The 23,318-nt window shown below is 68.9% G+C and carries 23 protein-coding genes; 17 read left to right on the top strand and 6 right to left on the bottom strand.

Features of this window, described 5'->3' with window-relative positions:
• Positions 1 to 22 precede the first annotated feature (22 nt).
• From pelA to ACW175_RS05880, 4 genes are all read right to left on the bottom strand, one after another.
• Positions 23 to 1,330 (bottom strand): pectate lyase, encoded by a 1,308-nt coding sequence (pelA, locus tag ACW175_RS05865; RefSeq protein WP_492103679.1) that lies wholly within the window; start codon positions 1,328 to 1,330, stop codon positions 23 to 25.
• Between the two features lie 93 nt (positions 1,331 to 1,423).
• Entirely contained in the window at positions 1,424 to 2,587 is a 1,164-nt protein-coding gene (locus ACW175_RS05870; protein ID WP_492103680.1) for a glutathionylspermidine synthase family protein, read from the bottom strand.
• Positions 2,587 to 3,345, bottom strand: coding sequence for a PspA/IM30 family protein (locus tag ACW175_RS05875; protein ID WP_492103681.1), 759 nt, complete (start codon positions 3,343 to 3,345; stop codon positions 2,587 to 2,589). The genes ACW175_RS05870 and ACW175_RS05875 overlap by 1 nt, the downstream gene beginning before the upstream one ends.
• A 25-nt stretch (positions 3,346 to 3,370) precedes the next feature.
• Positions 3,371 to 4,042, bottom strand: coding sequence for a YjfI family protein (locus ACW175_RS05880; protein ID WP_492103682.1), 672 nt, complete (start codon positions 4,040 to 4,042; stop codon positions 3,371 to 3,373).
• 155 nt (positions 4,043 to 4,197) lie between these two features.
• Between ACW175_RS05880 and ACW175_RS05885 the strand changes: the two genes are divergently transcribed.
• From ACW175_RS05885 to ACW175_RS05900, 4 genes are all read left to right on the top strand, one after another.
• Positions 4,198 to 4,845, top strand: a complete 648-nt coding sequence (locus ACW175_RS05885) for a YjfK family protein (RefSeq protein ID WP_492103683.1) — start codon at positions 4,198 to 4,200, stop codon at positions 4,843 to 4,845.
• A gap of 17 nt (positions 4,846 to 4,862) precedes the next feature.
• Positions 4,863 to 5,276 (top strand): DUF350 domain-containing protein, encoded by a 414-nt coding sequence (locus ACW175_RS05890; protein WP_492103684.1) that lies wholly within the window; start codon positions 4,863 to 4,865, stop codon positions 5,274 to 5,276.
• Positions 5,277 to 5,287: 11 nt separating this feature from the next.
• Positions 5,288 to 5,923 (top strand): DUF1190 domain-containing protein, encoded by a 636-nt coding sequence (locus ACW175_RS05895; RefSeq protein WP_492103685.1) that lies wholly within the window; start codon positions 5,288 to 5,290, stop codon positions 5,921 to 5,923.
• A gap of 136 nt (positions 5,924 to 6,059) precedes the next feature.
• Entirely contained in the window at positions 6,060 to 6,554 is a 495-nt protein-coding gene (locus tag ACW175_RS05900) for a hypothetical protein (protein ID WP_492104905.1), read from the top strand.
• 10 nt (positions 6,555 to 6,564) lie between these two features.
• Here the strand turns inward: ACW175_RS05900 and ACW175_RS05905 are convergent, their stop codons facing one another.
• Complete coding sequence (locus ACW175_RS05905; protein WP_492103686.1) at positions 6,565 to 7,302, bottom strand: copper homeostasis protein CutC; 738 nt, start codon at positions 7,300 to 7,302, stop codon at positions 6,565 to 6,567.
• Positions 7,303 to 7,357: 55 nt separating this feature from the next.
• Here ACW175_RS05905 and ACW175_RS05910 point away from each other — a divergent pair, with 55 nt between their 5' ends.
• The 9 genes from ACW175_RS05910 to ACW175_RS05950 all read left to right on the top strand — a co-directional run bounded on the left by ACW175_RS05910 (position 7,358) and on the right by ACW175_RS05950 (position 17,716).
• Positions 7,358 to 8,386, top strand: a complete 1,029-nt coding sequence (locus ACW175_RS05910; protein ID WP_492103687.1) for a glycosylasparaginase — start codon at positions 7,358 to 7,360, stop codon at positions 8,384 to 8,386.
• A gap of 101 nt (positions 8,387 to 8,487) precedes the next feature.
• Positions 8,488 to 9,351 (top strand): dienelactone hydrolase family protein, encoded by an 864-nt coding sequence (locus ACW175_RS05915; RefSeq protein WP_492103688.1) that lies wholly within the window; start codon positions 8,488 to 8,490, stop codon positions 9,349 to 9,351.
• 214 nt (positions 9,352 to 9,565) lie between these two features.
• Positions 9,566 to 10,573 carry a purine-nucleoside phosphorylase gene (locus ACW175_RS05920; RefSeq protein WP_492103689.1) on the top strand — a complete coding sequence of 336 codons (1,008 nt, stop codon included), beginning with the start codon at positions 9,566 to 9,568 and terminating at the stop codon, positions 10,571 to 10,573.
• A 217-nt stretch (positions 10,574 to 10,790) separates the two neighbouring features.
• On the top strand, positions 10,791 to 11,144 hold the full coding sequence (locus ACW175_RS05925) for a MarR family transcriptional regulator (RefSeq protein WP_492104906.1): 354 nt from the start codon (positions 10,791 to 10,793) through the stop codon (positions 11,142 to 11,144).
• 13 nt (positions 11,145 to 11,157) lie between these two features.
• A complete protein-coding gene (locus ACW175_RS05930) occupies positions 11,158 to 13,176 on the top strand; it encodes an FUSC family protein (protein ID WP_492103690.1) in 2,019 nt (672 codons plus the stop codon).
• Positions 13,173 to 13,382, top strand: coding sequence for a DUF1656 domain-containing protein (locus ACW175_RS05935; RefSeq protein ID WP_492103691.1), 210 nt, complete (start codon positions 13,173 to 13,175; stop codon positions 13,380 to 13,382). The genes ACW175_RS05930 and ACW175_RS05935 overlap by 4 nt, the downstream gene beginning before the upstream one ends.
• A 2-nt stretch (positions 13,383 to 13,384) precedes the next feature.
• Positions 13,385 to 14,266, top strand: a complete 882-nt coding sequence (locus ACW175_RS05940) for an efflux RND transporter periplasmic adaptor subunit (RefSeq protein ID WP_492103692.1) — start codon at positions 13,385 to 13,387, stop codon at positions 14,264 to 14,266.
• Positions 14,263 to 15,681: an efflux transporter outer membrane subunit gene (locus ACW175_RS05945; protein WP_492103693.1), complete on the top strand. Its 1,419-nt coding sequence runs from the start codon at positions 14,263 to 14,265 to the stop codon at positions 15,679 to 15,681. Before ACW175_RS05940 ends, ACW175_RS05945 begins: the two co-directional genes overlap by 4 nt.
• Before the next feature lie 55 nt (positions 15,682 to 15,736).
• Positions 15,737 to 17,716 carry a TonB-dependent receptor gene (locus ACW175_RS05950; RefSeq protein WP_492103694.1) on the top strand — a complete coding sequence of 660 codons (1,980 nt, stop codon included), beginning with the start codon at positions 15,737 to 15,739 and terminating at the stop codon, positions 17,714 to 17,716.
• Between the two features lie 6 nt (positions 17,717 to 17,722).
• On the opposite strand, the gene ACW175_RS05955 is transcribed toward ACW175_RS05950, so the two are convergent.
• The gene (locus ACW175_RS05955) at positions 17,723 to 18,373 is read right to left on the bottom strand and encodes a Crp/Fnr family transcriptional regulator (RefSeq protein ID WP_492103695.1); all 651 of its coding nucleotides are present in this window, start codon (positions 18,371 to 18,373) and stop codon (positions 17,723 to 17,725) included.
• A gap of 128 nt (positions 18,374 to 18,501) precedes the next feature.
• On the opposite strand from ACW175_RS05955, the gene ACW175_RS05960 reads away from it, so the two are divergent.
• From ACW175_RS05960 to ACW175_RS05975, 4 genes are all read left to right on the top strand, one after another.
• Entirely contained in the window at positions 18,502 to 20,532 is a 2,031-nt protein-coding gene (locus tag ACW175_RS05960; protein WP_492103696.1) for a toll/interleukin-1 receptor domain-containing protein, read from the top strand.
• Entirely contained in the window at positions 20,532 to 20,936 is a 405-nt protein-coding gene (locus tag ACW175_RS05965) for a hypothetical protein (RefSeq protein ID WP_492103697.1), read from the top strand. The genes ACW175_RS05960 and ACW175_RS05965 overlap by 1 nt, the downstream gene beginning before the upstream one ends.
• Before the next feature lie 11 nt (positions 20,937 to 20,947).
• A complete protein-coding gene (locus ACW175_RS05970; RefSeq protein ID WP_492103698.1) occupies positions 20,948 to 22,687 on the top strand; it encodes an adenylate/guanylate cyclase domain-containing protein in 1,740 nt (579 codons plus the stop codon).
• Between the two features lie 275 nt (positions 22,688 to 22,962).
• The gene (locus ACW175_RS05975) at positions 22,963 to 23,157 is read left to right on the top strand and encodes a hypothetical protein (protein WP_492103699.1); all 195 of its coding nucleotides are present in this window, start codon (positions 22,963 to 22,965) and stop codon (positions 23,155 to 23,157) included.
• The last annotated feature ends 161 nt before the right edge of the window (positions 23,158 to 23,318 follow it).

Consider the following 23,318-nt stretch of genomic DNA (forward strand, 5'->3'; position numbering starts at 1 on the left):
AAGAGCGGATAGGGTTCAAGGCCTAGGCGGCCGGGTGGCTCTTCGCCCAGCCCTCATAGGCCTTGATCGCCTTGGCCGGCGACGTGCCGAACCACGCATAGCCGTTGCGGCGCTCCAGCGAGAGTTCATTGGCGTTGTCGCGCAGGGTCTTGTCGCGCTCGCCAAAGACCGGCTTGCCTGCGGTGTCGTAGTACCGCGACCACAGCGGGCCCGCGCCCGGCTGATCGACCAGCCGGCGGCCTTCGGGGTCGCCTTTTCCGCCGATCCAGGCCTTTCCCATGATCGCGGCGCCCTTCAGCCAGGCCACGCCCGCATGGACAGCGGCCACTTCGGCCGGGGTCGGGTCGGGCAGGCTCATCAGATAGACCAGCAGGTCGGCGCTCTCGCCCGTCGACAGGGCCGGCGGCTCGAAGTTGCGGCCGGCGACCGGGGCCAGGGTGAACGGATCGGCCTGCTGGCCCCAGATCGTCAGCTTGCCGCCGACGCGAATCTGCGAGGCGACGATGACCTCGCGACCCTTCCGGGCCGCGACGCCGGCCTTGGCGCGGAGATCGGCGGGCACGAAGGCGAAGTCGGCCTTGGCTTCCGAAACCTCGGTCAGCAGATCGGCGGCCTCGGAGACGGCGTTGTCGTTGAAGGTGACCGCGTCGTGGTAGCCGCCCTCCAGCGGCCAGACCTGCGGCCAGCCGCCGTTCGGGAACTGGGCGGCTAGGAGGTAGCGCACGCCCTTCAGGAAGCTCTTCCGATAGGCCTCGCCGTCCTTGCCGGGCATCTGGCCGGCGACCTTGGCCAGGAAGCGCATCTCGGTGATGGTGGCGTTGTTGTCCAGCGTGCCGACATAGCCCCACTTCGGGTCGCGGGCGGCGTCGAAATCGGCCTCGCTGAGGTGCTTGGAATTGTTGTCGGCGTGCCAGGGCTGGCCGGGCAGGCGCGGAGCGCCGGTGCGGTCCTGGTTCTTGCTCCAGCCGCCGGCCGGGGTCTGGAAGCTCACGATGACGTCGGCGATGTGGCGCGCCTCGGGCGAGGCGTACCAGCCCGCCTCCTTGTCTAGGACCATCCCGTTGTCGCCATGACCAGTCGGCGGTGACGGCGGGGCGGCCTGTCCGGGCTTCAGCTCCGCGGCCAGGGCGGCGCGGTCGGCCTTTTCCTGGGCGGTCGAGCGGTCGAGATAGGCCTTCCACGCCGGCTGCTGGGCGGCGGGCAGCTTGGCGATCCGTTCAGCGGTGATCGGCTGGGCCGGGACATTGGTCCCGATCACGCTGGCGAAGACCGGTGCGGCCAGCAGGCTGGCGGACAGGAACAGGCCGATCATGGCGGTGCGGTGGGTCATCTGGACGTCTCTCCCCGGCAGGCGTCGTTGTCGTTGACCGCCTTGTCTCACGGGAATGATACCGGTTTCCTACCGGTATGAAACGGGTTGAAATCAGCCCTCGATGATGTGCGGGATGAACCGCGAGCGGTCCCGAGTCACCTGGCCGCGATCCTCACGTACGCCGATGCCGGCGGCCTGGTCGCCGATCACCCAGGAACCGACCACCGGATAGTTCACGCCGAACTTCGGCGGCGGTTTCAGTTCCTGGCGGATCCAGCCTTCCGCGCCATAGCCCTGGTCGAGCACGCGGCCCCTGCGGCCGTCCTTCCAGAGCTCGACATTGGCGCCCTCGCGGCTGAACAGCGGCTTGCGGGCGTAGCTGTTTCCTAGTCGCTCGACCTTGGGGTCGTCGTCGAAATAGGTCTCGAGCAGGTTCGGGTGGCCTGGATGGCGCTCCCACAGCAGCGGCAGCAGCGCCTTGTTCGACAGCACCGCCTTCCACGGCGGCTCCAGGAACAGGGTCTTGGAGCCCGCGATATTGGCCGCGTATGGCTCGCGCAGCATGTCCTCCCAGGGGTACAGCTTGAACATCGCGCCGACGATGTAATTGTCCTGGTCGATGAAACGGCCGTCGGCGTCGAGGCCGATCGCCGTCATCGGCACGAACTTCGGCTCCAGACCGGCTAGCCGAGCCATGTCCTCCAGGAAGCGCACGGTCTGGCGATCCTCGACGAAGTCCGGATCGCTGGCGAAATGGACGAAGCCGCCATTCGGGAAGATCGCCTTGAAGCGCTCTGCCAGTTGGTCGTGCAGGCTGTTGAACTGGTCCGTGGTTGCCGGCAGCAGGCCCTGCTGGATCAGATCCTCCAGCCACAGCCACTGGAACACGCCTGCCTCATAGATGCTGGTCGGCGTGTCGGCATTGTACTCGTAGAGCTTGGGCGCTCCCGCTCCGTCGTAGAAGAAGTCGAAGCGGCCGTAGAGCGACGGATCACGCGCCCTCCAAGAGGCGGCGACCAGGTCGCGAGACGCTTCGGGGATTTGCAGGCGCGCCATCAGGGCGTCGCTCTTCACCGCGTCGTCGACGAGGTCGAGACACAGCTTGTGCAGCGCCTCCGTCGCGGGCTCCAGATGGCCCTCGACCTCCTCCAGCGTGAAGGCGTACGCGGCGCGTTCGTCCCAGTAGCGACGACCGTCGGCGTGATGCCAGGTGAAGCCGACCGCCTCGGCCTTGGATTTCCAGTCGGGCCGAGGCGTCAGGGTAAGGCGGCGCATCAGGCGTCCGAACCGTCCTTGTTGACCTTGACCTTGTCCTCGATGGCCAGCATCGGGGCGGGCAGAGCCTCGTCCTTCGGGGTCATCAGGCGGGCCAGCACGTCCTCGGCGCCGCCACCGCCCGGCAGGATGCCGGCGGCCGCGAGCTTGGCGTCGAGATCCGCGCCGGTCTTGCGGTCTTCCGACTCGCTGTGCAGGCGGAACTGCTCCTCGCGGACCGATTGGCGCTCCTTGATGCGCTTCAAGCTATCGGCGGCCGAGCCGACGACGCCGCTGGCCGAACCCGAGCGCGAGATGACCGCGGCCTGAGCCTTCTGGACGCTCTCGTTGACCTTCACGATCTCGATTTCGCGGCGCAGAGCTTCGACCTTGGTGTCGGTCTGGGCGATGATCGTGCGCAGCTTGTCCTCGGCCGTGCGCAGTTCCGTCATCTGCGTGGCCTTCTGGCCGGCGTCCTTTTCGAGGTCGGCGATGCGTTGCGCCACTTCCAGGGCCAGGGCCTGGTCGCCCTTGTTCATCGCCGCGCGGGCCGAGGACTCGTACTTGCGCGACTGGTCGGTCAGCTGGGCGACCTCGGTCTCCAGGCCGCGGCGACGCGCGACCAGCTTGGCCAGTTCGTCACGGGCCCTGCCCTGAGCGTTGTCGGCGTCGCGGATTTCCTGGTCCAGGATCCTCAGGGCGTTGGCGTCCACGATGGTCTGCGCGCCGTCATGCGCGGTCCCACGGAACAGGGCCGAGAGCTTGCTCCAGATCGACATCAGTTAAGTCTCCAGGTCCGATTCTTTAGGCGGCCGACGCGCGGCTTTTTTCGAAGGTGTCGCGCAGGTCGCTGGCGGCGGCGATGGCGTTATCCGCCAGGGTGCGCAGCTCGATGATCAGCGTCTGCAAGGTGGTCTTGGACGAGATCTCGCCCATCAGCTCATAATAGTCACGGCCGTCGACGCTGGTGATGCCGAAATTCGATAGCGGCACGATCTTCTGGGCCTTGAGCAGGAACTCGTTGAAGGCCGCGCGGTCGCTCTGCTCGTCGCAGGGCCACAGCAGGGTCGAGACGACCAGCTGCAACGCGCCGCCGCTGACATATATCGGCAGGTCGCCGAATTCATTCATCACGACCTGCAGCACGGGCTCGACGCCCTCGACGACGGTGATGGTCATCTCGTCCGGGCGCACGAGGGCGCTTTCCACCAGCGCGTCGCGCAGGCTGTGGATCGTCCAGGCGGTGTCGATAACGGAGTCCATGTGTCTGACGCCCTTGGGGGGATGGGGGTTGGTTGCCAGGGTCGGCCCACGGACCGACTCGACGACGATCGCTTGAACGGCCGAAAGGATGTCGGGCTTGCATGCCGCCGGCGCCCAGACTTCGATCTTCACGAAGCCGGCGTTCCGGCGGGCCTCACGCCACGCTCGTGTTCTTTCAGCGGCCTGGGCGCTTCGGGTCGGTTTGGCAGGCATGCGTTACATGTACGCATAACATGTACGCTTGACAAGGCGTGGTTCGGCGTCATCCTGCGACCGACTTCACCCGAGGGCAAGTAGCGTTCGGGCGCTTTTGGCGTCGCACCACAAATAGGCGACGCGACCAGGATTTTGAGGGCTCGCGCACCGCGATGTTCGGAAAGCTTTTCGGCAACAAAGGCGGCGAGACCAGGTCCGCTCTGCCCGTGATCCGCAATGTCACGATCGGTCGGACCGTGGTGCTGGATCCGCTGGCCTGGCGACGGTTCGGAGCCGAGACCAAGTTCGCCCTCGACCGCGACACGCTGGAGATCACCGCCCAGGGACTGATCCAACTGAACGACGGCGCGTTCGTGCACCGCTTCTATACGGACGACGAGATCCTGTTCCAGGTCGTCTCGGACGACCGGGAGGGCCAGAAGGCCAATGACTTCACCGTCTTCATGCCGTGGGCCAGCGAATATCCGGCCGACCGCGCCGATCGCGACCTGTGGGCCCAGCGCCTGCGCGCCCGCGCGTTCCAGCCCGAGGGGCTGCCCGCCTATGCCCGCCTGTGGTTCGGTGAAGAGGCCGCCGAGCAGGATCCCGTGACCCTCTGGGAAGACGTCTACTACAACCGCGACGCCGAGCGGCCCGACCGTCGGCTGTTCCAGACCACCATGCTGTTCAACCGCGACCTCGCCGGCGGCGACGGGCGCGAGCTCTTGCTGGCGCTCACGCTGGAGCCCGAGGACAGCAAGGACGTCAGCCACGAAATGATGATCGGCCTGCCGCTTTCGGTGGGTGAGTTCCGAGCCTAGGTAGGGGACAAAGCCAGATGTTCGACTTCACCGGATTCCAGGAAGGCGCGACGGCGTTCCTGCTGGCCTTTGTCGTGGCCGGCCTGTTCACGATCGCCTTCAAGTACATCTACCAGTGGGTCACCCCCTACAACGAAAAGGCCCTGATCCGCGCGGGCAACAACGCCGCGGCCATCGCCCTGGCCGGCGCGCTGATCGGCTACGCCTTGCCTCTGGCCTCCGCCCTGAGCCATACCGTCAGCTTGCCCGAGCTCGCCGCCTGGGCGACCTTGGCGGGGATTATCCAGATCGCCGCTTTCACCGGCGTGCGTCTGGTCGCCTTGCCCGACGTCAAGGCGCGGGTCGAGGCCAACGAGGTCTCGATCGGCATCTATCTGGCCGGTATCTCGATCTCGGTCGGCCTGCTCAATGCCGCCTGCATGACCGTCTGAGGACCAGAGCGATGACCATGCGCAAACGCTCGAACTCTCTGAAACTGACCACCATGCTGGCCGGCGCCACGGCCCTGACCCTCTCCGGTTGCGACGACCCCGGCGGCCAGGCCAGCTGGGATCCGAACAAGGGCGAGCAGGTCGAGGCCTTCAGCTACAAGACCCTGGAAGAGTGCAAGGCGGCCAACGAGGTCTCCGACGCCCAGTGCGACACCTCCTACGCCGCCGCCCAGAAGGACGACGCCAAGGACGCCCCGCGCTACGAGGCCCGCGCCTCGTGCGAGGAGGTCTATGGCGCCGGCAACTGCGTTCCGCGCAGCTACAACAACGGCGGCAACTTCTTCACACCCCTGTTGGCGGGCTTCGTGATCGGGCAAATGCTGGACGGCGGGTATCGCGGCACGGGCCTCTATCGCCGCGACGACCGCTATGGCGGCGGCTACTATTCGACCTGGGGCGGACACCTGGGCCGCGACTATGGCACCGGCCGCACGACCATCAGCAAGTCCAGCATCGACCCGCCGGACGCGATCCGCAACGCTCCGCCCAAGGTTCAGACCCGCACATCGGTGGTCTCGCGCGGCGGCTTCGGCGGTGGCCGCAGCTATGCCCACAGCGGCGGCTACAAGGGCGGCTTCGGCGGCTAAGTCGCCCTGACGCAATTTTGAGATTGACTCGCAACTAGGCATCCCGTCTAGTTGCGATGTGTTCGCAAGAACGCGTCGGGCCGCTCACCGAGATCGGTTCGCCACGGCGGGTGTCGGCCCCCTGCTTGGCGAGGAGATTTCCGGCGTGCGGCCCGACCCTTTCTCAGAAACACACCTGAACCATTGCGGCCCGGTCGGCCTGGCCGACGGCGAGCGGATCCTGCTCTGGATGCTTCGGCAGTGGGTCACCGCCCGCGTGCTGGGTGAAGAACCCGGCCAGCGGCTGTCGAAGAAGGCCGGCGCCCTTGTCTCGGCCCGCGTGGCCACCGCCTTCATCCTGATGATGAGCGCCATAGAGGGCCAGGTCCGCCGTCCGCTCTGTGTCTCCGCGCCGTGCTGCGAAGGCTATGCGGACGACGAGCAGCGCCTGATCACCGCCTGCGGCGTCTGCCCCGCCTCGCCCGAGATCGCCGGCCGGCTGATCGAGGGTCTGGTGATCACGCCCGAGAGCGTGACGGTGATGGCGCGGTTCCTCAACGCGGCTCTGGCCAATGACGGGATGGCGCTGCCGATGCGGTTCGATGAGCCGGAAGTTTCAGCGCCTCCGACACGCCCGCCGACCCTGCACTGACACCCGCCGGCTAGAGCGCTCTGAGAATCCGCGCCGCTTCAGCCACGGCCGCCTCATCGGTATCCCGCAGCTCCGGCGGCACGAAGCCCATCTCACCCAGCTTCGAGCCAGGCGCGGCGCCGGGGATCGGCTTGCCGAAGGAGCCGTGCACCTCGCGCGCGCCGGTCCGCCGCACCAACTCGGCCAAGTTCGACGGGCGCACGCCCGCGCCGGCCAAGATGGAGATCCGGCCGTCGGCCTGCAGGACCAGCTCGGCGATCTGTTCCGCGCCCGCCTGGGCCGTCAGCGCGCCGCCCGAGGTCAGGACCCGCTCGAAGCCCAGGGCGATCGCCGCCTCCAACGCCACAGGCATGTCGGGGACCAGATCGAACGCGCGGTGCAGGGTCATGCCCAGCCCCCGGCTGTGCTCGACCAGCACCTCCAGCGCGGCGAGATCCAGTTGGCCGTCGGGCAGGTTCGCACCGATCGTCACGCCCGCGAGCCCGTATTGCCGCACGGCGTCGATGTCGCGCCGGATGTGGTCCAGGTCGCCGGCGTCGTAGCAGAAATCGCCATTGCGAGGGCGGATCATCGGATAGACCGGGATCGGCGCCTCCGCCGCCTGGGCCATCAACCCGGGGGCGGGGGTCAGGCCCTGGAGCGCCAGGGCCGAGCACAATTCGATGCGATCCGCGCCACCAGCGATCGCCGCCGCCAATCCGGCGGGCGTGTCGACACAGACTTCCAGAAGAATGCGGTCGGTGGTCATGGTCTGGTTCCGGAGCGTGCTAGGGATTCGCGCGGTCTTGTTGGAGCACACGAGCATGATGAATCGTAGAGGCCTGATCGGCGCTTCCCTGGTCGGATCGGCGATGCTGGGCGCGAAGGCGTCCGCCGCGGAGACTGTCACCAAGCTGGACGGCCCGTGCGTCATTTCCACCTGGGACTTCGGCGTCGCCGCCAACCAGGCGGCCTGGGCCGTGCTGGCCAAGGGCGGCCGGGCGCTTGACGCCGTCGAGGCCGGCGCGCGCATCCCCGAGCAGGACCTCAAGAACCACAGCGTCGGCCGTGCCGGCTATCCAGATCGAGACGGCCACGTCTCGCTGGACGCCTGCATCATGGACGAATTGGGCAACTGCGGCGCCGTCGCGGCCCTGGAGCACATCGCCCACCCGATCTCGGTGGCCCGCAAGGTCATGGAGAAGACACCGCACGTGATGCTGGTCGGGGCCGGCGCCCTGCAGTTCGCGCTGGAGCAGGGCTTCCCCCGCGAGGAGCTGCTGACGCCTGAGTCCAAGATCGCCTGGGAGGCCTGGAAGAAGGAGGCCAAGTACCAGCCCACGGCCAACAGCGAGAACGCCGACTACGGCAAGACCTCCGGCCAGCTGGGCACGCCGGGCGGGGCCAACAATCACGACACCATCGGCATGCTGGCCATCGACGCCAAGGGCGACATTTCCGGCGCCTGCACCACCAGCGGCATGGCCTGGAAGATGCGCGGCCGGGTGGGGGACAGCCCGATCATCGGCGCGGGCCTCTATGTCGACAACGAGGTCGGCGGCGCCACCTCGACCGGCGTCGGCGAGGAGGTGATCCGCAATGTCGGCAGCTTCCTGGTCGTGGAACTGATGCGTCAGGGACGCTCGCCCGAGGCCGCCTGCCGCGAGGCCGTCGAGCGCATCCTCAAGAAGAAGCCAAACGCCAAGGCATTCCAGGTCGGCTTCCTGGCGGTCAACAAGAAGGGCGAGGTCGGGGCCTGGGCCATCCAGAGCGGCTTCAGCTACGCCCTGTGCGACGGCAAGAAGCAGGACCTCTTGTTACCCGGCAAAGCCACGTACCAACTCACCTCCTAAAGTGGGCCAGCAAGGCGACCTGCGGGTCGCCTTGGAAAGAGGGTATGCGGCCGGCGAACGTGGTTATAGCGTGCCGGCCCAACCACTCGGAGGAGACCGCCATGTGCGATGACGACATCCACCCAGGCCTCGTGCACGATCCCCGCCTTTCGCGTCGCGCCTTCGGCCTGCTGACGGTCGCGGCCACCGGCGCCGCCACGGTCGCTCGCGCCGACGACACGGTCGAGGAGAAGGACGTCGAGGTGAAGACGCCGGATGGCGTGGCCGACGCGGCGCTGTTCTATCCCAAGGCCAAGGGCAAATACCCGGCGGTGCTGCTGTGGCCCGACGTCATGAGCCTGCGGCCGGTGTTCCGCGACATGGGCCGCCGCCTGGCCGCGGCGGGCTATGTCGTGCTGGTCCCCAACCTCTACTATCGGGTCAAGAAGGCGCCGGTGGTCGAGGGGACGTTCAACTTCGCCAACCCCGACGACCGCGCCAAGCTGACGCCGCTGCGCGCCTCGGTGACCACGGAAGGCACGTTCAAGGACGCGGCGGCCTACATCGCCTTCCTGGATGCGCAAGCCAAGACCAACAAGGCCAAGAAGGCCGGCGTGCAGGGCTACTGCATGGGCGGTCCGCTGTCGTTCCGTACGGCCGCCGCGGTCCCGGCCAGGATCGGCGCGGTCGCCAGCTTCCACGGCGGCGGTCTGGTTACGGACAAGGAGGACAGCCCGCACCTGCTGATCCCCAAGACCCGGGCCGCCTACCTGATCGAGATCGCCGACAACGACGACAAGCAGGACCCCACCGCCAAGGACAAGCTGAAGGCCGCCTTCGACGCCGCCAAGCTGCCGGCCCAGGTCGAGGTCTTCGCCGGCGCCGCTCACGGTTGGACGGTGAAAGGCAGCCAAGTCTACAACGAGGCCGCCGCCGAGACGGCCTGGAGCAACCTGCTGGCGCTGTACAAGAAGGCGCTGGTCTAGGAACGTCGCGTCGCGCCTCGCTCGCCGGACAGTGGAGGGAGGCGCGACGAACAGCCTCGAAATCGCACAGAGAGCAGGCAGGACCTGTCCTCGCGACGGGGACTCCACCGCCTCGTCGTCGTGTATATTGACGCCTACGGACGATGCATCGATAGCGTCGAGCCATGACTGACACCGCCGCCCGACAAGACGTGCAGACCGCCGGAGCCAAGGCGTGAGGCTGCTGGTCGCCGTTCTCGCCGTGCTCGCCCTCGCGGGCGGCGCCAAGGCGCGTGTTCCCACCCCCGCGACCGCGCCGATCAAGGTCAAGGTCTTCGTCGCCGCCATGTTCGAGATCGGCGAGAACACCGGTGATCGCGCGGGCGAGTTCCAGCCCTGGTACGAGCGCTATTGGCGCCAGAGCGCGCCCAAGATCGTCAAGGGCGCTCTGAAGCCCGTCTACTGCAACCCCGAGGGGGTCTGCGGCTCGACCCTGGGCATGGGCAAGGTCAACGCGTCGGCCTCGATGCAGGCCATTCTGCTGGATCCGGCCTATGACTTCTCACAGACCTATTTCATTCTCAGCGGCGTCGGCGGTACGCCGCCTTCGCGCGGGACGATCGGTGACGTCTCCTGGGCGACCTGGCTGGTCGACTATGACCTCGGCCATCGCTGGGCCCCCGAAGAGAACACGCCCGGCGCGCCGACCTTCATGCCGCGGGCCGGCTACGAGGAGTACCGCCGCTTCAAGCTCGACCCGATCCTGGTCGGCTGGGCCGTGCGCTTGTCCAAGGGCGCTCCCATGCAGGACAGCGACGACGCCCGCCGCTACCGCATGCGCTATGCCGACGCCCGGGCGCGCGCGGCGCCGTCGGTGATGGTCGGTACGCATATGACCGGCGACACCTTCTTCCATGGCCCCGGCCTGTCGAAGGAGGCGCAATCCATCGCCAAGCTCTACGGCGCCGACGACTATGTGATCACCGAGATGGAGGCCGCCGCCCTGGCTCTGGTGATCAAGCGACAGTGGGGAACGGGGCGCATCCTGAGCCTGCGCGGGGCTGTCAACTTCGACCAGGGCGCGCCGGGTGAAACAACCCTGCAGCACCTCGACCCCGCGCCGGGACAAACCGCCGGCGGCTTCGCCGAGACGGTCGCCAATATCGGCGTGGTCGGCGCGCGCGTCGTGGACCACATCGTCGCCGACTGGCCGCGCTGGCGGGACGGCCCACCGCCTCTCTGAGCCGCCTCTCGACGCAGGGCGCACGACAGCAGCGGCGCGGCCCTTGCGATCAGATAGGTAGGATGCTATCTAAATTAGATAGGAAGCTACCTATCTGATCGATCGTTGTTCCATGACTTCCATTCGCACCCTCGACGAACGCGCCTTCGCCCAAGGCCTGCTGCGCCTGGCGCGGATCTATCGGCGCGAGGTCAATCGCGCCCTCGCCGCTCACGGGATCTCGGACGCCAAGGCCATGCCGGTGCTGCACATCGCCCGCGCGGGCGGCGGGATGCGCCAGGGCATGCTGGCCGAGGAGATCGGGGTGGAGGGGCCGTCGCTGGTTCGAATCCTCGACCAGTTGAGCCAGGCCGGCCTGGTCGAGCGTCGCGATGATCCTTCCGACAAGCGCGCCAAGACCCTGCACCTGACGACCGAGGGCCAGGCGCTGGCCGCCGTGGTCGAGGACGCCGTGCAGGTGGTGCGGGCTCAGCTGCTGGCCGACGTCGGCGACGCCGATCTCGCCGCCGCCGTACGCACCTTCGCCGCGTTCGAGGCCGCGCTTAACGCCGCGGCCGGGCAGGGAGCGTAAGAGCGCTTCCGCCATGCTTCCCAAGTTCGATCGGCATACGCTGCTGTTCTCGGCGAACAGCTTCGCGGCGGCGATGCTCGCCCTCTATATCGGCTTCGCCCTGGGCCTGCCGCGCCCGTACTGGGCGATGACCACGGCCTATATCGTCAGCCAGCCGCTGGCCGGCGCCGTGCGCTCCAAGGCCGTCTATCGCGTACTCGGCACCCTGCTGGGCGCGGCGGCGGCCGTTGCGTTCGTGCCGGCGCTGGTCAATGCGCCGGTGCTCCTGGTCCTGGCCCTGGCCCTGTGGGTCGGCGGCTGCCTGACCATCTCGTTGCTGGACCGCACGCCGCGTAGCTACCTGCTTATGCTGGCCGGCTACACCGCGGCGATCATCGGGTTTCCGAGCGTCAACCAGCCCGGCGCGATCTTCGACATCGCCGTCTGGCGGGTGGTCGAGATCGGCCTGGGCATCGTCTGCGCGACCCTGACCCACAGCCTGATCTTCCCGCGTCCGGTCGGCGCCGTCCTGAAGGCGCGCCTGTCGACCTGGCTCGGCGAGGCCGATCACTGGGCGCTGGACGTCTTGAGGGGCCAGGACGCCCAGGCCATCGCCCGCGACCGCCGCCACCTGGCCGCCGCCGCCAGCGAGATCCGGATGCTGGCCGTCCATCTACCGTTCGACACCTCGCGTCTGCGCGAGACGACGGGTGTCGTCCGCGCCCTGCACGAGCGCATGCTGCTGCTGATCCCGCTGCTCTCGGGTCTGGCCGACCGCATGGAGGCCCTGCGCGAGGTGCGCGACGCACGTGTCCGCGCGGCCTTGAACACTGTGATCGCCTGGATCGAGGCCGGCTCGCCGCGAGAACAAGGCCTGGATCTGATCGAGCGCCTGAATGACCTGGCCGCCCATAGGCGCGGCGCGAGCTGGTCGAGCCTGCTAATCGAGAGCCTGCTGGTGCGTCTGTCCGAAACCGTTCGCGCCTTGGCCGAGGGCCACGCCCTGATGGCCCGGCTCGACAATCCCGATGCGCCGCTGTCGCCGGGGTTGGACGCCTCAACGCGCGCCAAGGGCATGCGCCCGATGCACGCAGACCTGCCCCTGGCCCTGTTATCGGGCAGCGCGGCGGTGATCGCCATCGTGCTGGCGAGCGCCACCTGGATCGTGTCAGGCTGGGGCGACGGCGCCTCGGCCCCGGTGATGGCGGCCGTGTTCTGCTGCTTCTTCGCGGCGATGGATGACCCGGTGCCGGCCATCAAGAGCTTTGGCCTGTTCACCCTGGCCTCGCTGCCGCTGTCGGCGCTCTACATGTTCGCCATCCTGCCGGCGATCGACGGCTTCCCGATGCTGATGATGGTGATGGCCCCGCCGCTTCTGTTCATCGGCCTCTATATTCCCGATCCCAAGCGGATGGGCGCGGCCCTGGCCATGCTGATCGGCTTCTGCAACGCCCTGACCCTGCAGGAGACCTTCAGCGCCGACTTCGCCAGCTTCCTGAACGGCAATCTCGCCCAGTTCGTCGGCCTGCTGTTCGCGATCATCGTTACCGCCGGCCTGCGTTCGATGGGCGTGGACGCCAGCGCGCGCCGGCTGCTGGTCCGTACCTGGCGCGGCCTGTCCCGCTTGGCCCGCGCGCGCCAAGCTCCCGAGCCGGCCGCCTTCGCCGCCATCCTGGTCGATCGGCTGGGCATGCTGACGCCCAAGCTGGCCGAGGCGGGGGCTCACCAGGACTTCGTCGGCGTCGACGCGCTGCGCGACCTGCGGGTGGGCATGAACCTGGTCGCCGTCCAGACCGCTCGCCCGGACCTGCCGTCCAAAAGCCGGGACCAGTTGGACGCCGCCCTCGACGGTGTCGGCGACCACTTCGCCGCCCTGGCCGCCGGCGAGGCGCGCAAGCCCAGCACGGACCTGCTGACCCGCATCGACGACGCCCTGCGCGGCCTGTCGATCGCCCCCGCCGTCTCGGCCGTCCAAGGTCTCTCTGGCCTGGTGGGCCTGCGCCGCAACCTGTTCCCGGAGGCCCCGGCCTTCGTTCTGGAGATTGCCCGATGATCGGCGAATTCGCCATCGACGGGGTCTTCCTGTCGTCCGTTCTGGTCTCGGCGGTGATCGCCCTGGCCGCCTCGTTCGTCCTGCGGCGCGTGCTGTCCAAGGTCGGAGCCTACCGCTTCGTCTGGCACCCGGCGCTGTTCGACACCGCCCTGTTCGTCATCCTCTGGGCTGTCGTCGTGACGGTCCCTTCGCCCTTGAAGCCTTGATCATGCCCCCGCTGAAGATCCTTCCGCCGACTATCGCCCGCGTCGCCGTCACCGGCGCCATCGTCATCGCCGCCCTGGTCGGCGGCAAGGCGCTGTGGACCCACTACCAGGTCGATCCCTGGACCCGCGACGGCCGCGTCCGCGCCGATGTCGTGCAGGTGGCCCCTGACGTCTCGGGCCTGGTCACCCGGGTCGACGCCGTTAACGACCAGACGGTCAAGGCCGGCCAGCCGTTGTTCTATGTCGACCGAGATCGGTACGCCCTGGCCCTGCGACAGGCCGACGCCGCCGTCGAGGCCCAGCGCGTCATGCTGGCCCAAGCTCGCCGCGAGTTGGCGCGCAACCGGGCGCTCGGCGAGCTGGTCGCCGGCGAGGTCACCGAGCAGAGCCTGTCCAAGGTCGAGCAGTGGCAAGCCGCGCTGTCCCAGGCTGTGGCGGCTCGCGACGTGGCGGCGCTGAACCTGCAGCGCACGGTCGTGGCCGCGCCCACCGACGGGTTCCTGTCGGACCTCACCTTGCGCACGGGCGACTACGTCACCGCTGGCAAGCCGGTGCTGGCGCTGATCGACAGCCGTTCGTTCCGGGTCGAGGGCTATTTCGAGGAGACCAAGCTGTCGTCGTTGCGCATCGGTCAGCCGGTGACCGTCAAGGTGATGGGCGATGACCGGCCCTTGAAGGGCCACATCCAGTCGATCGCCGTCGGCATCGAGGACCGCGACCGCGCCGCCAGCGGCAACCTGCTGCCCAACGTCAACCCGACCTTCAGCTGGGTGCGCCTGGCCCAGCGGGTGCCGGTGCGGGTGGCCCTGGATCAGACGCCGCGCGACCTGCGCCTGATCGCTGGCCGCACCGCCACCGTCGCGGTGGTGGGAGCCGGTCGATGAGCCCCCTCAAGGCGTTTGCGGTCGCCAGCTCGCTGCTGGCCCTGGCGGCCTGCACGACGGTCGGTCCGAACTACAGGCTGCCGGAAGAGGCCAAGATCAACGCGCCAACCGCGCAAGGCGCGTTCATGGGCGCGAGCACAGCGCCGGTCAGCCAGGACCCGGTCCCGGCCGGCTGGTGGAAGCTCTATGACGACCCGGTCCTGAACGGCCTGGTCGAGGAGGCGCTGAAGGCCAATACCGACCTGCGCGTCGCGGCCGCCAACCTGGCCCGCGCCCAGGCCATCGCCGGCGAGGCCGACGATGCGGGCGGCTTCAAGGTCGGGGCCTCGGCCGCTGCCATGCACAGCCGGGAGTCCGGCGAACAGTTCCTCAAGGCCGAGCCGCTGCCGGTCGAGAACCTGGCCGATGTCGGGGTGAAGGTCTCCTATCAGGTCGATCTTGTCGGCCGCATCAAGCGCGCCGCCGAGGCCGCTCATGCCGACGCCGAAGCGTCGCAAGCAGCCCTCGATCTGGCCCGCGTCAGCGTCGCCGCCGATGTCGCTCGCGCCTATGTCGAGGCCTGCGCCAACGGCCATGAGCTGGCGGTGGCGCAGAAGACCTTGGATCTTCAGAGCCGTAGTCTGTCGGTCACGCTGAAGCTGGTGAAGGCCGGTCGCGGCGCCGCGGTCGATATCACCCGCGCCCAGGCCCAGTTGGACCTGTCGCGCGCCAGCCTGCCGACCTTCCAGAGCCGTCGCCGCGCGGCGCTGTACAGGCTGGCTACGCTGACCGGCAAGCCGCCGGCCGAGTTCCCCAAGGCGGTCGAGGCCTGCGTGGCGCCGCCGGCCTTGGCCAGACCCATCCCAGTGGGCGATGGAGCATCCCTGCTGAAGCGTCGCCCCGACGTACGCCAGGCCGAGCGGGCCCTGGCCGGCGCCACGGCCCGGATCGGCGTCGCCACGGCGGCGCTCTATCCGAACATCACCCTGGGTCTTGGCGCGGGCTCGACCGGTTTGCTGGCCGACATCGGCCAGGCGCCGGCCAACCGCTGGGGGCTGACCTCGCTGATCAGTTGGACCCTGCCGGGCGAGGGGGAGCGCGCCCGCATGCGCCAGGCCGAAGCCGGGGCCGACGGCGCTCTGGCCCGGTTCGACGGCGTGGTGCTGACGGCCCTGCGCGAGACCGAGACCAGTCTCGACGTCTACGCTCATGACCTGCGGCGCCAGGCCGCCTTGAAGGCCGCCCGGGATCAGGCCGCCTTGGCCGAAACCCAGGCCCAGATGCTATACCGCGCCGGCCGCAGCCCCTACCTGACGGGCCTCGACGCCCAGCGCGCCTTGGTGCAGTCCGAGGCCGCCCTGGCGGCGATCGATAGCCAAGTGGCGGTCGATCAGGTGAACCTGTTCCTGGCCCTGGGCGGCGGGTGGGAACGATAGCGGCGCGGCGAGGCTTTGGGCTAAGCATAGCCCTTCGCCACAGCAGAGTTCGCCCGTGCCGCTTGACGCCCAGCCGCCCTCGATTTCCCCGGTCGTCGTCGCGGCGCCGCGGCTACTCCCGCTGGCCGGGCAGGAAGCCTTTTCAACGGCCTACTATGACGCGGCCGAGTTGGCCGCCCAGGCGCGGCTGGACGACGTGCTGAAGACCACGCCGGGCGTGTCGCTGTTCCGCCGCACCGGCAGCGACGCGGCCAATCCGACCATCCAGGGGCTGTCGCTGCGCGCCGTCGCCCCCTCGGGCGCGGGCCGGGCGCTGGTCACCCTGGACGGCGCGCCGCAGAACGATCCGTTCGGCGGCTGGGTGATCTGGACCGCGCTGCCGGGCGAGGGTCTTTCCGGCGCGACGATCGTGCGTGGCGCCGGGGCGGGGCCTTATGGGGCCGGCGCCCTGACCGGCGTGGTCGCCCTGCACGAACGGGCGGCCGGCGGCGGTCTGACGAGCTTCACGGTCGAGGCCCGCGAGCGCGACGGCTGGCGCGCGGCGGGGACTTTCGGGGCCGAGCACCTACTGCTGACCGCCAGCGGTTCGCGCACCGGCGGCTATCGGCCGATCAGAGGCTCGGCGGCGGGCGCGGCCGACACGCCTACGACCCTGCGGGACGGCTCGGTCGCCGCTCGGATCCAAGGCGACCTCGGCGAGGTGCGCTGGGCCATCCGCGCCGGCGCCTACCAGGAGAAGCGCGACGCCGGCCTAGTCGGCGCGCGGTCCAACGCCAACGGCGGCTCGTTGACCGCGACCCTCGCGGGCGACGCCTGGCGTGTGCAGGCCTGGGTTCGCCGGAGCGATCTCGAAAATACGTCCGCCGCCGTCGCCGCCGGCCGGGTCGGCGCGACCCCGGCCAACGACCAGTACTCGACCCCGGCCAGCGGCTACGGCCTCAACACCGCCTGGCAGGGCGCGCTGGGGGAGTGGACGTGGGAGCTGGGCGGTGACGCCCGGATGACCGAGGGCAGGACCCACGAGCTTTTCCGCTACATGGCCGGCGCGTTCACCCGCCAGCGCACGGCCGGCGGCCGGACCCTGGTGGGCGGGGTCTATGCCGAGACCGCCTGGAACCGACCGGATTTCTCCCTGGTCGCCGGGGCGCGGCTGGACGGTTGGCGCTCCTATGACGGCGTCCGGCGCGAGCGGGACACCGCCACCGGCGCCCTGACCCTGGACGCCCCGCCGGCCAACGCCTCGGGCGCGACGCCGACGGGGCGCATCGGCGTGCGGCAGCGGCTTTCGGGCGAGACCTGGGTGCGGGCGGCGGCCTATGCTGGCTTCAGGCCACCGACGCTGAATGAGCTGCACCGGCCGTTCCGGGTGGGCAACGACGTCACAGAGGCCAACGCCGGCCTGAAGCCCGAGACCCTTTACGGGATCGAGGCCGGCCTCTCGGGTGATGGCGTCGCGAGGTGGAACCTCGGGGTCTTCTACAACCAGGTCCAGGATCCGATCACCAATGTCACGATCGGCATCGGCCCCGGGACCTTCCCGATCGCCGGCTTCATCCCGGCCGGCGGCGTGCTGCGTCAGCGTCAGAACGCTGGACAGATCAACGCCTATGGCCTGGAAGGCGACATCGCCGCCGACCTGTCGCCCGCCTGGACGGTGCGCGCGGCCTTCTCGGCGACCCATGCTCGCGTCGACGGCGGCGCGGCGGTCGCGCAGCTGACCGACAAGCGTCCTGCCCAGGCGCCGGCCCTGACCGTCACCGCCGGCGCGCGCTGGCGGCCGTTGGAACGCCTCAGCCTCGATGCGGACCTGCGCTACGAGGGCAAGCGGTTCGAGGACGACCTGAACCAGCGCGCGCTGAAGGCCGGGACCAGCGTCGACTTGCGCGCTGGCTGGAAGCTCTCGCCCGCGACCGAGGTCTACCTCGCCGCCGACAATGCGCTCGACGCCAACCTCGCGGTCGGTCAGACGGCGGACGGTGTCACCAGCTATTCGGCGCCGCGCACGGTCTATGTGGGCTTCGCGCTCAGGCGATAGCCTGAGCTAGACCTCGCCGCCGATCCGCTCGATCTCGGCGGCCAGGGCCGGCAGGTCCAGGACGTGCAGGGTGCGGCCGGTCTGTCGGACGATCTCCAGGCTGGCCAGACGATTGAGCTCGCGCGTCACCGGCTCGCGCTGGCTGCCCAGCAGGGCGGCGAGTTCGGCGTGGGTGGGGCAGGGGTGGATGACGCCGGTCTGGCCGTCGTCGCTGCTGGCCGTGGCCAGGCGCAGGATCTCGATGTCGACGCGGCAGGCCACCGAGACGGCGGTGAGTTCGAACAATCGGTCCGTCAGCGAGCGGGTGAGCCCAGCCATGTCCTCCAGCAGCGCGCGCATGAAGCGCGGCGAGTCCTCGAACAGGCGGCGGACAAGGCTCTGGGGCAGACGGGCGAGCCGGGAGTCCTCGACCGCGACGATGTTGGCCGAGCGCGGCAGGCCGTCGATGGCCGAGATCTCGCCGAAATAGCCGCCGGGCGTGATCCGGCGATAGCCGACCTCGCGCCCCGACTTGGCGTATTGGTTGGCGAGTAGCGCGCCGTCGAGCAGCAGATAGATGCCGCCGTCCTGGTCGCGGCGCTGCAGGATCATCTCGCCCTTGCCGTAGGACCGATGCTCGATCGACGGCGCCAGGGTTTCGATCTCCTCGCGCGACATGTGCCGGAAGATCCTGTTCGCTCGATAGTCTTTGGACGGTTGCTCGAACATCGTATGGCTGACGGTACGCGGGGGCGATGATGGAATCACGGTCATCGGGTACGCTCCTACCGTCGATGGGGCGACGCATGAACAGCCGACAGCGGTACAAGGCCTTTATCAGCTATAGTCATCGCGACCGCAAAGCCGCCGAATGGCTGCATCGGGCGCTGGAGACCTATCGCGCGCCGCGCGCCCTGGCGAGCGCTGGCCGGTCCTTGCGGCCGATATTCCGTGATCGGGACGAACTGAGCGCGTCGGCCGACCTCAACCAGGTCATTCGCGACGCGCTGGACCTGTCCGACGCCCTGATCGTGCTGTGCTCGACCGCGTCGGCCGCCTCGCGCTGGGTGGACCAGGAGGTGGCGCACTTCCTGACGGGGGGAGGATCCCAGCGGATCCTCTGCGTGATCACACCCGACACGCCGTCCACGACAGCGTTGGCCGACATTCTGCCGCCCTCGCTGCGCGCGGCTTTGCCTGAGGGCGTGGAGCCCCTCGCCGTGGACCTGCGCCCGGACGCCGACGGCAGGCGCCTGGCCAGGCTGAAAATCGCCGCCAGGCTGCTCGGCGTCAGCCTTGACCGGCTGGTCCAGCGTGACGCCCGCCGCCGACTGCGGGTGATGGCCGCCTTCACCAGCCTGGCCATGGTCGTGACCCTGGGTATGGGAGCGATGACCGTCGTGACCCTGAAGTCTCGCCAGATCGCCCGGGAGCAGCGCGACGAGACCGAGGCCCTGGTCGCCTACATGCTGGGTGATCTGCGCGAGCAGTTGGAGCCCGTCGGGCGCCTGGACCTGCTGGATGGGGTCAGCGCCAAGGTGCTGGCCTATTACGGCAAGGCGCGCACGGACCGCCTGGATGACAAGGCCCTGGCCCAGCGGGCCAAGGCTCAGACCCTGCTGGGTACGATCCGCGAGCAACGCGCCGATCTGGCCGGGGCCCAGGACGCCTTCGGTCAGGCGGCGGCCACCACCCACGCCCTCGTGGCGCGCGACCCAAAGAACGGCGACCGCATCTTTGACGAGGCCCAGAACGTCTTCTGGCTGGCCTACATGAAGTGGCGGCGCGGCGACTTCGTCGGGGCCGAGCAAGGGCTGAAGCGCTACGACGCACTGGCCCAACAGCTTGTGAAGCTGGACCCTAACCGCGCCGAGTGGCGGGTCGAGGTCGCCTACGCCCGTAGCAATCTCGGCACGCTGCAGTTCGAGCAGGGGCGGCCGGCGGACGCCTTGGCGGCCTTCCGCGGCGCCTCCGGCGTGTTCGACGCCGAGCTGGCCCGCACGCCCAAGGACAAGACCCGGATCAAGGACGCGGCCAACAACCACGCCTGGATCGCCGACTCCCTGCTGCGGCTGGGCCGGACACGCGACGCCTTCGTCGAGCGCGAGCGGGCGTCGAACCTGCTGGCCCGCGCCGCGGCGGCCGACCCTAGCGACAAGCGCTTGGCGGCCAAGGACGTGGCGACCCAGTTCGCGCTCGCGCGGCTTGAGGTGGACCTGGGTCACATGGCCCAGGCTCGCGCTCGCTCGGAGGCCAACCTGCGCCGCCTTCATGCGCTGGCCGCCCTTGATCCGACCAATGCTTGGTGGCGCGAATATCTGGTGGTCGGGCAGCTGGATGCTGTCGAGATCGCCTGCTGGTCGGGCCGACTTGCCGAGTCCCGGACGGCGCACGCCGACGCGGCGGCGGGTCTCGCCAGGCTGAACGCCGGCGAAAAGGACAAGGCCTGGCGGGCGGACTTGGAGGGACGCTTGGCGAAACAGGCCGTCATACTGGCGCAGCGGAGCGGTGATGAGAGCGGAGCGCGCAAGCTGGCCTTGGCGCTCTTGGAAGCGCTGAAGGCCGGCAAGCCGGACGAGACCGCGGAGCTGGAAGGCTTCGCGCGACTGGCGGCGGGACAGCCATCCGAGGCTGTAGCGGTGCTCACGCCGAAGCTCGGCTCCATGTCACCCGGCAGCCGCGATGTGCTGGCGCGCGCCTACCTGGCCACTGGGCGTCGCAACCAGGCCGAGAACATCGTGCTGGAACTCAAAAAGGCGGGCTATGAACATCCCGCCATGCTTGCCTTTTGGCGAGATTCGCCTGCAGGTCGAAATTCAACGTCGGAGGGAAACTGATGTCTGATACTACGCCTAGAAAGATCATCGAATTCGTCATTGGGTTGGACGCCAACTTCAATTTCGTCAACGTCGTGGACCCTGAGAACCCGGTTCCGCTGCGTACGCAGCTGACCGAGCGCAGCTTGTTGGTGTTCACGCTCAGTGATCAGCTCATCAAGGCGGGCTGGACGTTCCAGAGCCGCCCAATTGAGGTGGATCGTGATTTCGGGGTCAATTTCTCCAGCTTCGTCTGGGTGAACCACACCTATGACGACAAGCTAGCCGTGCACTCCAGCTTCAAGCTGATCTACGAGTGCGCTCGCATGGGCGAATATACCTACAGCCTGTTCATGCAGGACGCCCACGAGCAAAAGATCACGCTTGATCCGGTCTTCGACAACGGCACGGGTCACGTTCCCTGATCGCGAAGGCGGTGTTCGACGGGGAGCAAGTCGCCGCGCTGATCGGGCGCGGCGAGATTCTGGCCGCCTATGACATCGCCCACGCCGCCCTGGAGGCGGGGGAACGCACGCATGAAATCGCCTATACGGCCGTGCTCTGTCTGGCGCGCGCCGGAGCCGTCGATTTCGCGCGAGCCGAATATGTCCGTCTCGGCCTGGCGGAGGCGGAGGATCACGCGGACGCCGTCGCCCTGGGCGCGCGCCTTCTCAAGGACGTGGCCCTGGCGGCGCGCGGACCGCGCCGCGTCGCCTTCGCCAAGGCCTCGCTGCGCCGATACGAGGCGCTCTCCCGCCGCTTCGGGGGGCTATATGGCGCCATCAACGCCGCGACGCTGACCCTGATGGCCGGGGACCGGGCCGGAGCCGCCGCCCGGGCCGCCGCCGTGCTGGCGACGCCGCCGGCGACGGGCCTGGAAGGCGAGGGCGCCTATTACGAAACCGCCAGCCGCGCCGAAGCCTGGTTTCTGACCGGCGACCAGGGGGCCGCGTGCGAGACCCTAGCGACCGCCATGGCGTCCGCGCCGCGCGCCTTTGCCGCCCACGCCTCGACTCTGCGTCAGCTGGAGATGCTGTGCCGCGAGACCGGCGCGGAGTCGGGCTGGCTGGCGCCGTTCCGGCCGCCCGTCTGCGCGCACTTCACCGGCCACATCACCAACGTGCCCGAAGAGGCCTTGCGCCAGCGGATCGACCAGGTGTTGCGCGAGCAGCGCGTCGGTTTCGCCTATGGCGGCCTGGCGGCGGGCGCGGACATCATCTTCGCCGAGGCGCTGCTGGACGCCGGGAGCGAGCTGCACGTCGTTCTGCCCGTGAACCGGGCCGCGTTCGTCGAGGTGTCGGTGGCGCCGTTCGGCGACGACTGGGTCCCGCGCTTCGAGCGTTGCCTCGCGCTCGCCACCTCGATCCGCTACGCCTCACAGGACCCCTATCTCGGCGATGAGCAGGTGTTCGCCTATTCCAGCCAGTTCGCCATGGGCTGCGCGGTGCTGCGCTCCGAGACCTTGTCGACCGAGGCGATCCAGTTGGCCGTCTGGGACGGTTACGCCGCGCCCGGGCCGGCCGGCGTCTCCGCTGACATGGCCTATTGGGCGGACAGCCGGCGGGGGCTCGCGGTCATCGAAGTCCAGCGTCCGCCGCCCTGTCCGTCGCGCTGGGCGTCGCCGTCGGCGGGGGCGGAGCGGCGCGCCATGAAGGCGATGCTGTTCGCCGACGTCAAAGGCTTCGGCGCCCTGCGCGACGATCAGATCCCGGCCTTCATCGAAGGCGTGATGGGCCGCATGGCCGAGACGGTCGAGAGCCTGGCCGAGCGGCCTTGCCATATCGAGACGTGGGGCGACGGCCTGTTCCTGGTCTTCGAGCAGCCGATCGACGCGGCCCTGGCGGCGCTGGCGCTGCTGGAAGCGCATCGGGCGCTGGACCTCAAGGCCCTGGGTCTGCCGCGTGGCCTTGGCCTGCGCATCGGCGGACACTATGGTCCCGTCCATCTGAGGACCAATCCGCTGACCAAAGCCCCCGCGGTGATCGGAGCCCACGTGGTTGTGGCCGCGCGCATCGAACCGGACGTCGCGCCGGGCTCGGCCTATGTCAGCGAAGCCTTGGCCGGGGCGCTGGCGACCTTCCACGGCGATCTTGTCCGCTGCGGCTATGTCGGCCGCACCCAAGGGCGCAAGGGCTTCCCCGCCACGCCGATCTTCAGCCTCGCGCGCGCGCTGTAGGCGTGTCCAGTTCGCGCCTGGGGCGCGCTGGATCCGATCGTAAACTTTCCCGAGAGAAACCGTAATTTTTTCCGATGTGCATATCCGCACATCCAGACCGCCCCCTCACCGAACATGGTTCGGCTGTCGACCGCGACAGGCTGCAACCCATTCTCTGGATCAAGCCTTTCGCCGGCCGCGTGAACCGACTGGGGACCCGGCCACCCGCCGGTCGGGTCCTCTTTTTCGAAGCCTTACCCTGGTCGGAGACCCGACCTCAGAATAGGAGCCGCGCCGTGCACTTCGACGACATCTTCTCCGACGCTTCGTCCTCCCCGGAAACCGGCAAGACCTTCCTGCGCCACGCCCTGCGCGTGTGGGCTCGCGAGAACGGCGTGGCCGACGAGCAACTGCCCGGCGTGGTCCACAACATCCTGGACTTCGCGGTTGGCTCGCTGCGCGGCCAGCCCCAGCAAGGTCTCAACGCCTGACATTCCGCCTGTTTGGCGGCGCGACCTTGTCGTCCCGGTGTGGGGCATTGGGGACGGCAAGCCGACGGAAGCGCGCGTGTGCGGACCGCATGGGCCTCCGTCGCGAAGGACCCGAGCGGTAGCGCCGCTCGGGTCCTTCTCAACGTTCGATACTAAAACGC

It is taken from the genome of Caulobacter sp. FV1ye6ST (assembly GCF_058681225.1).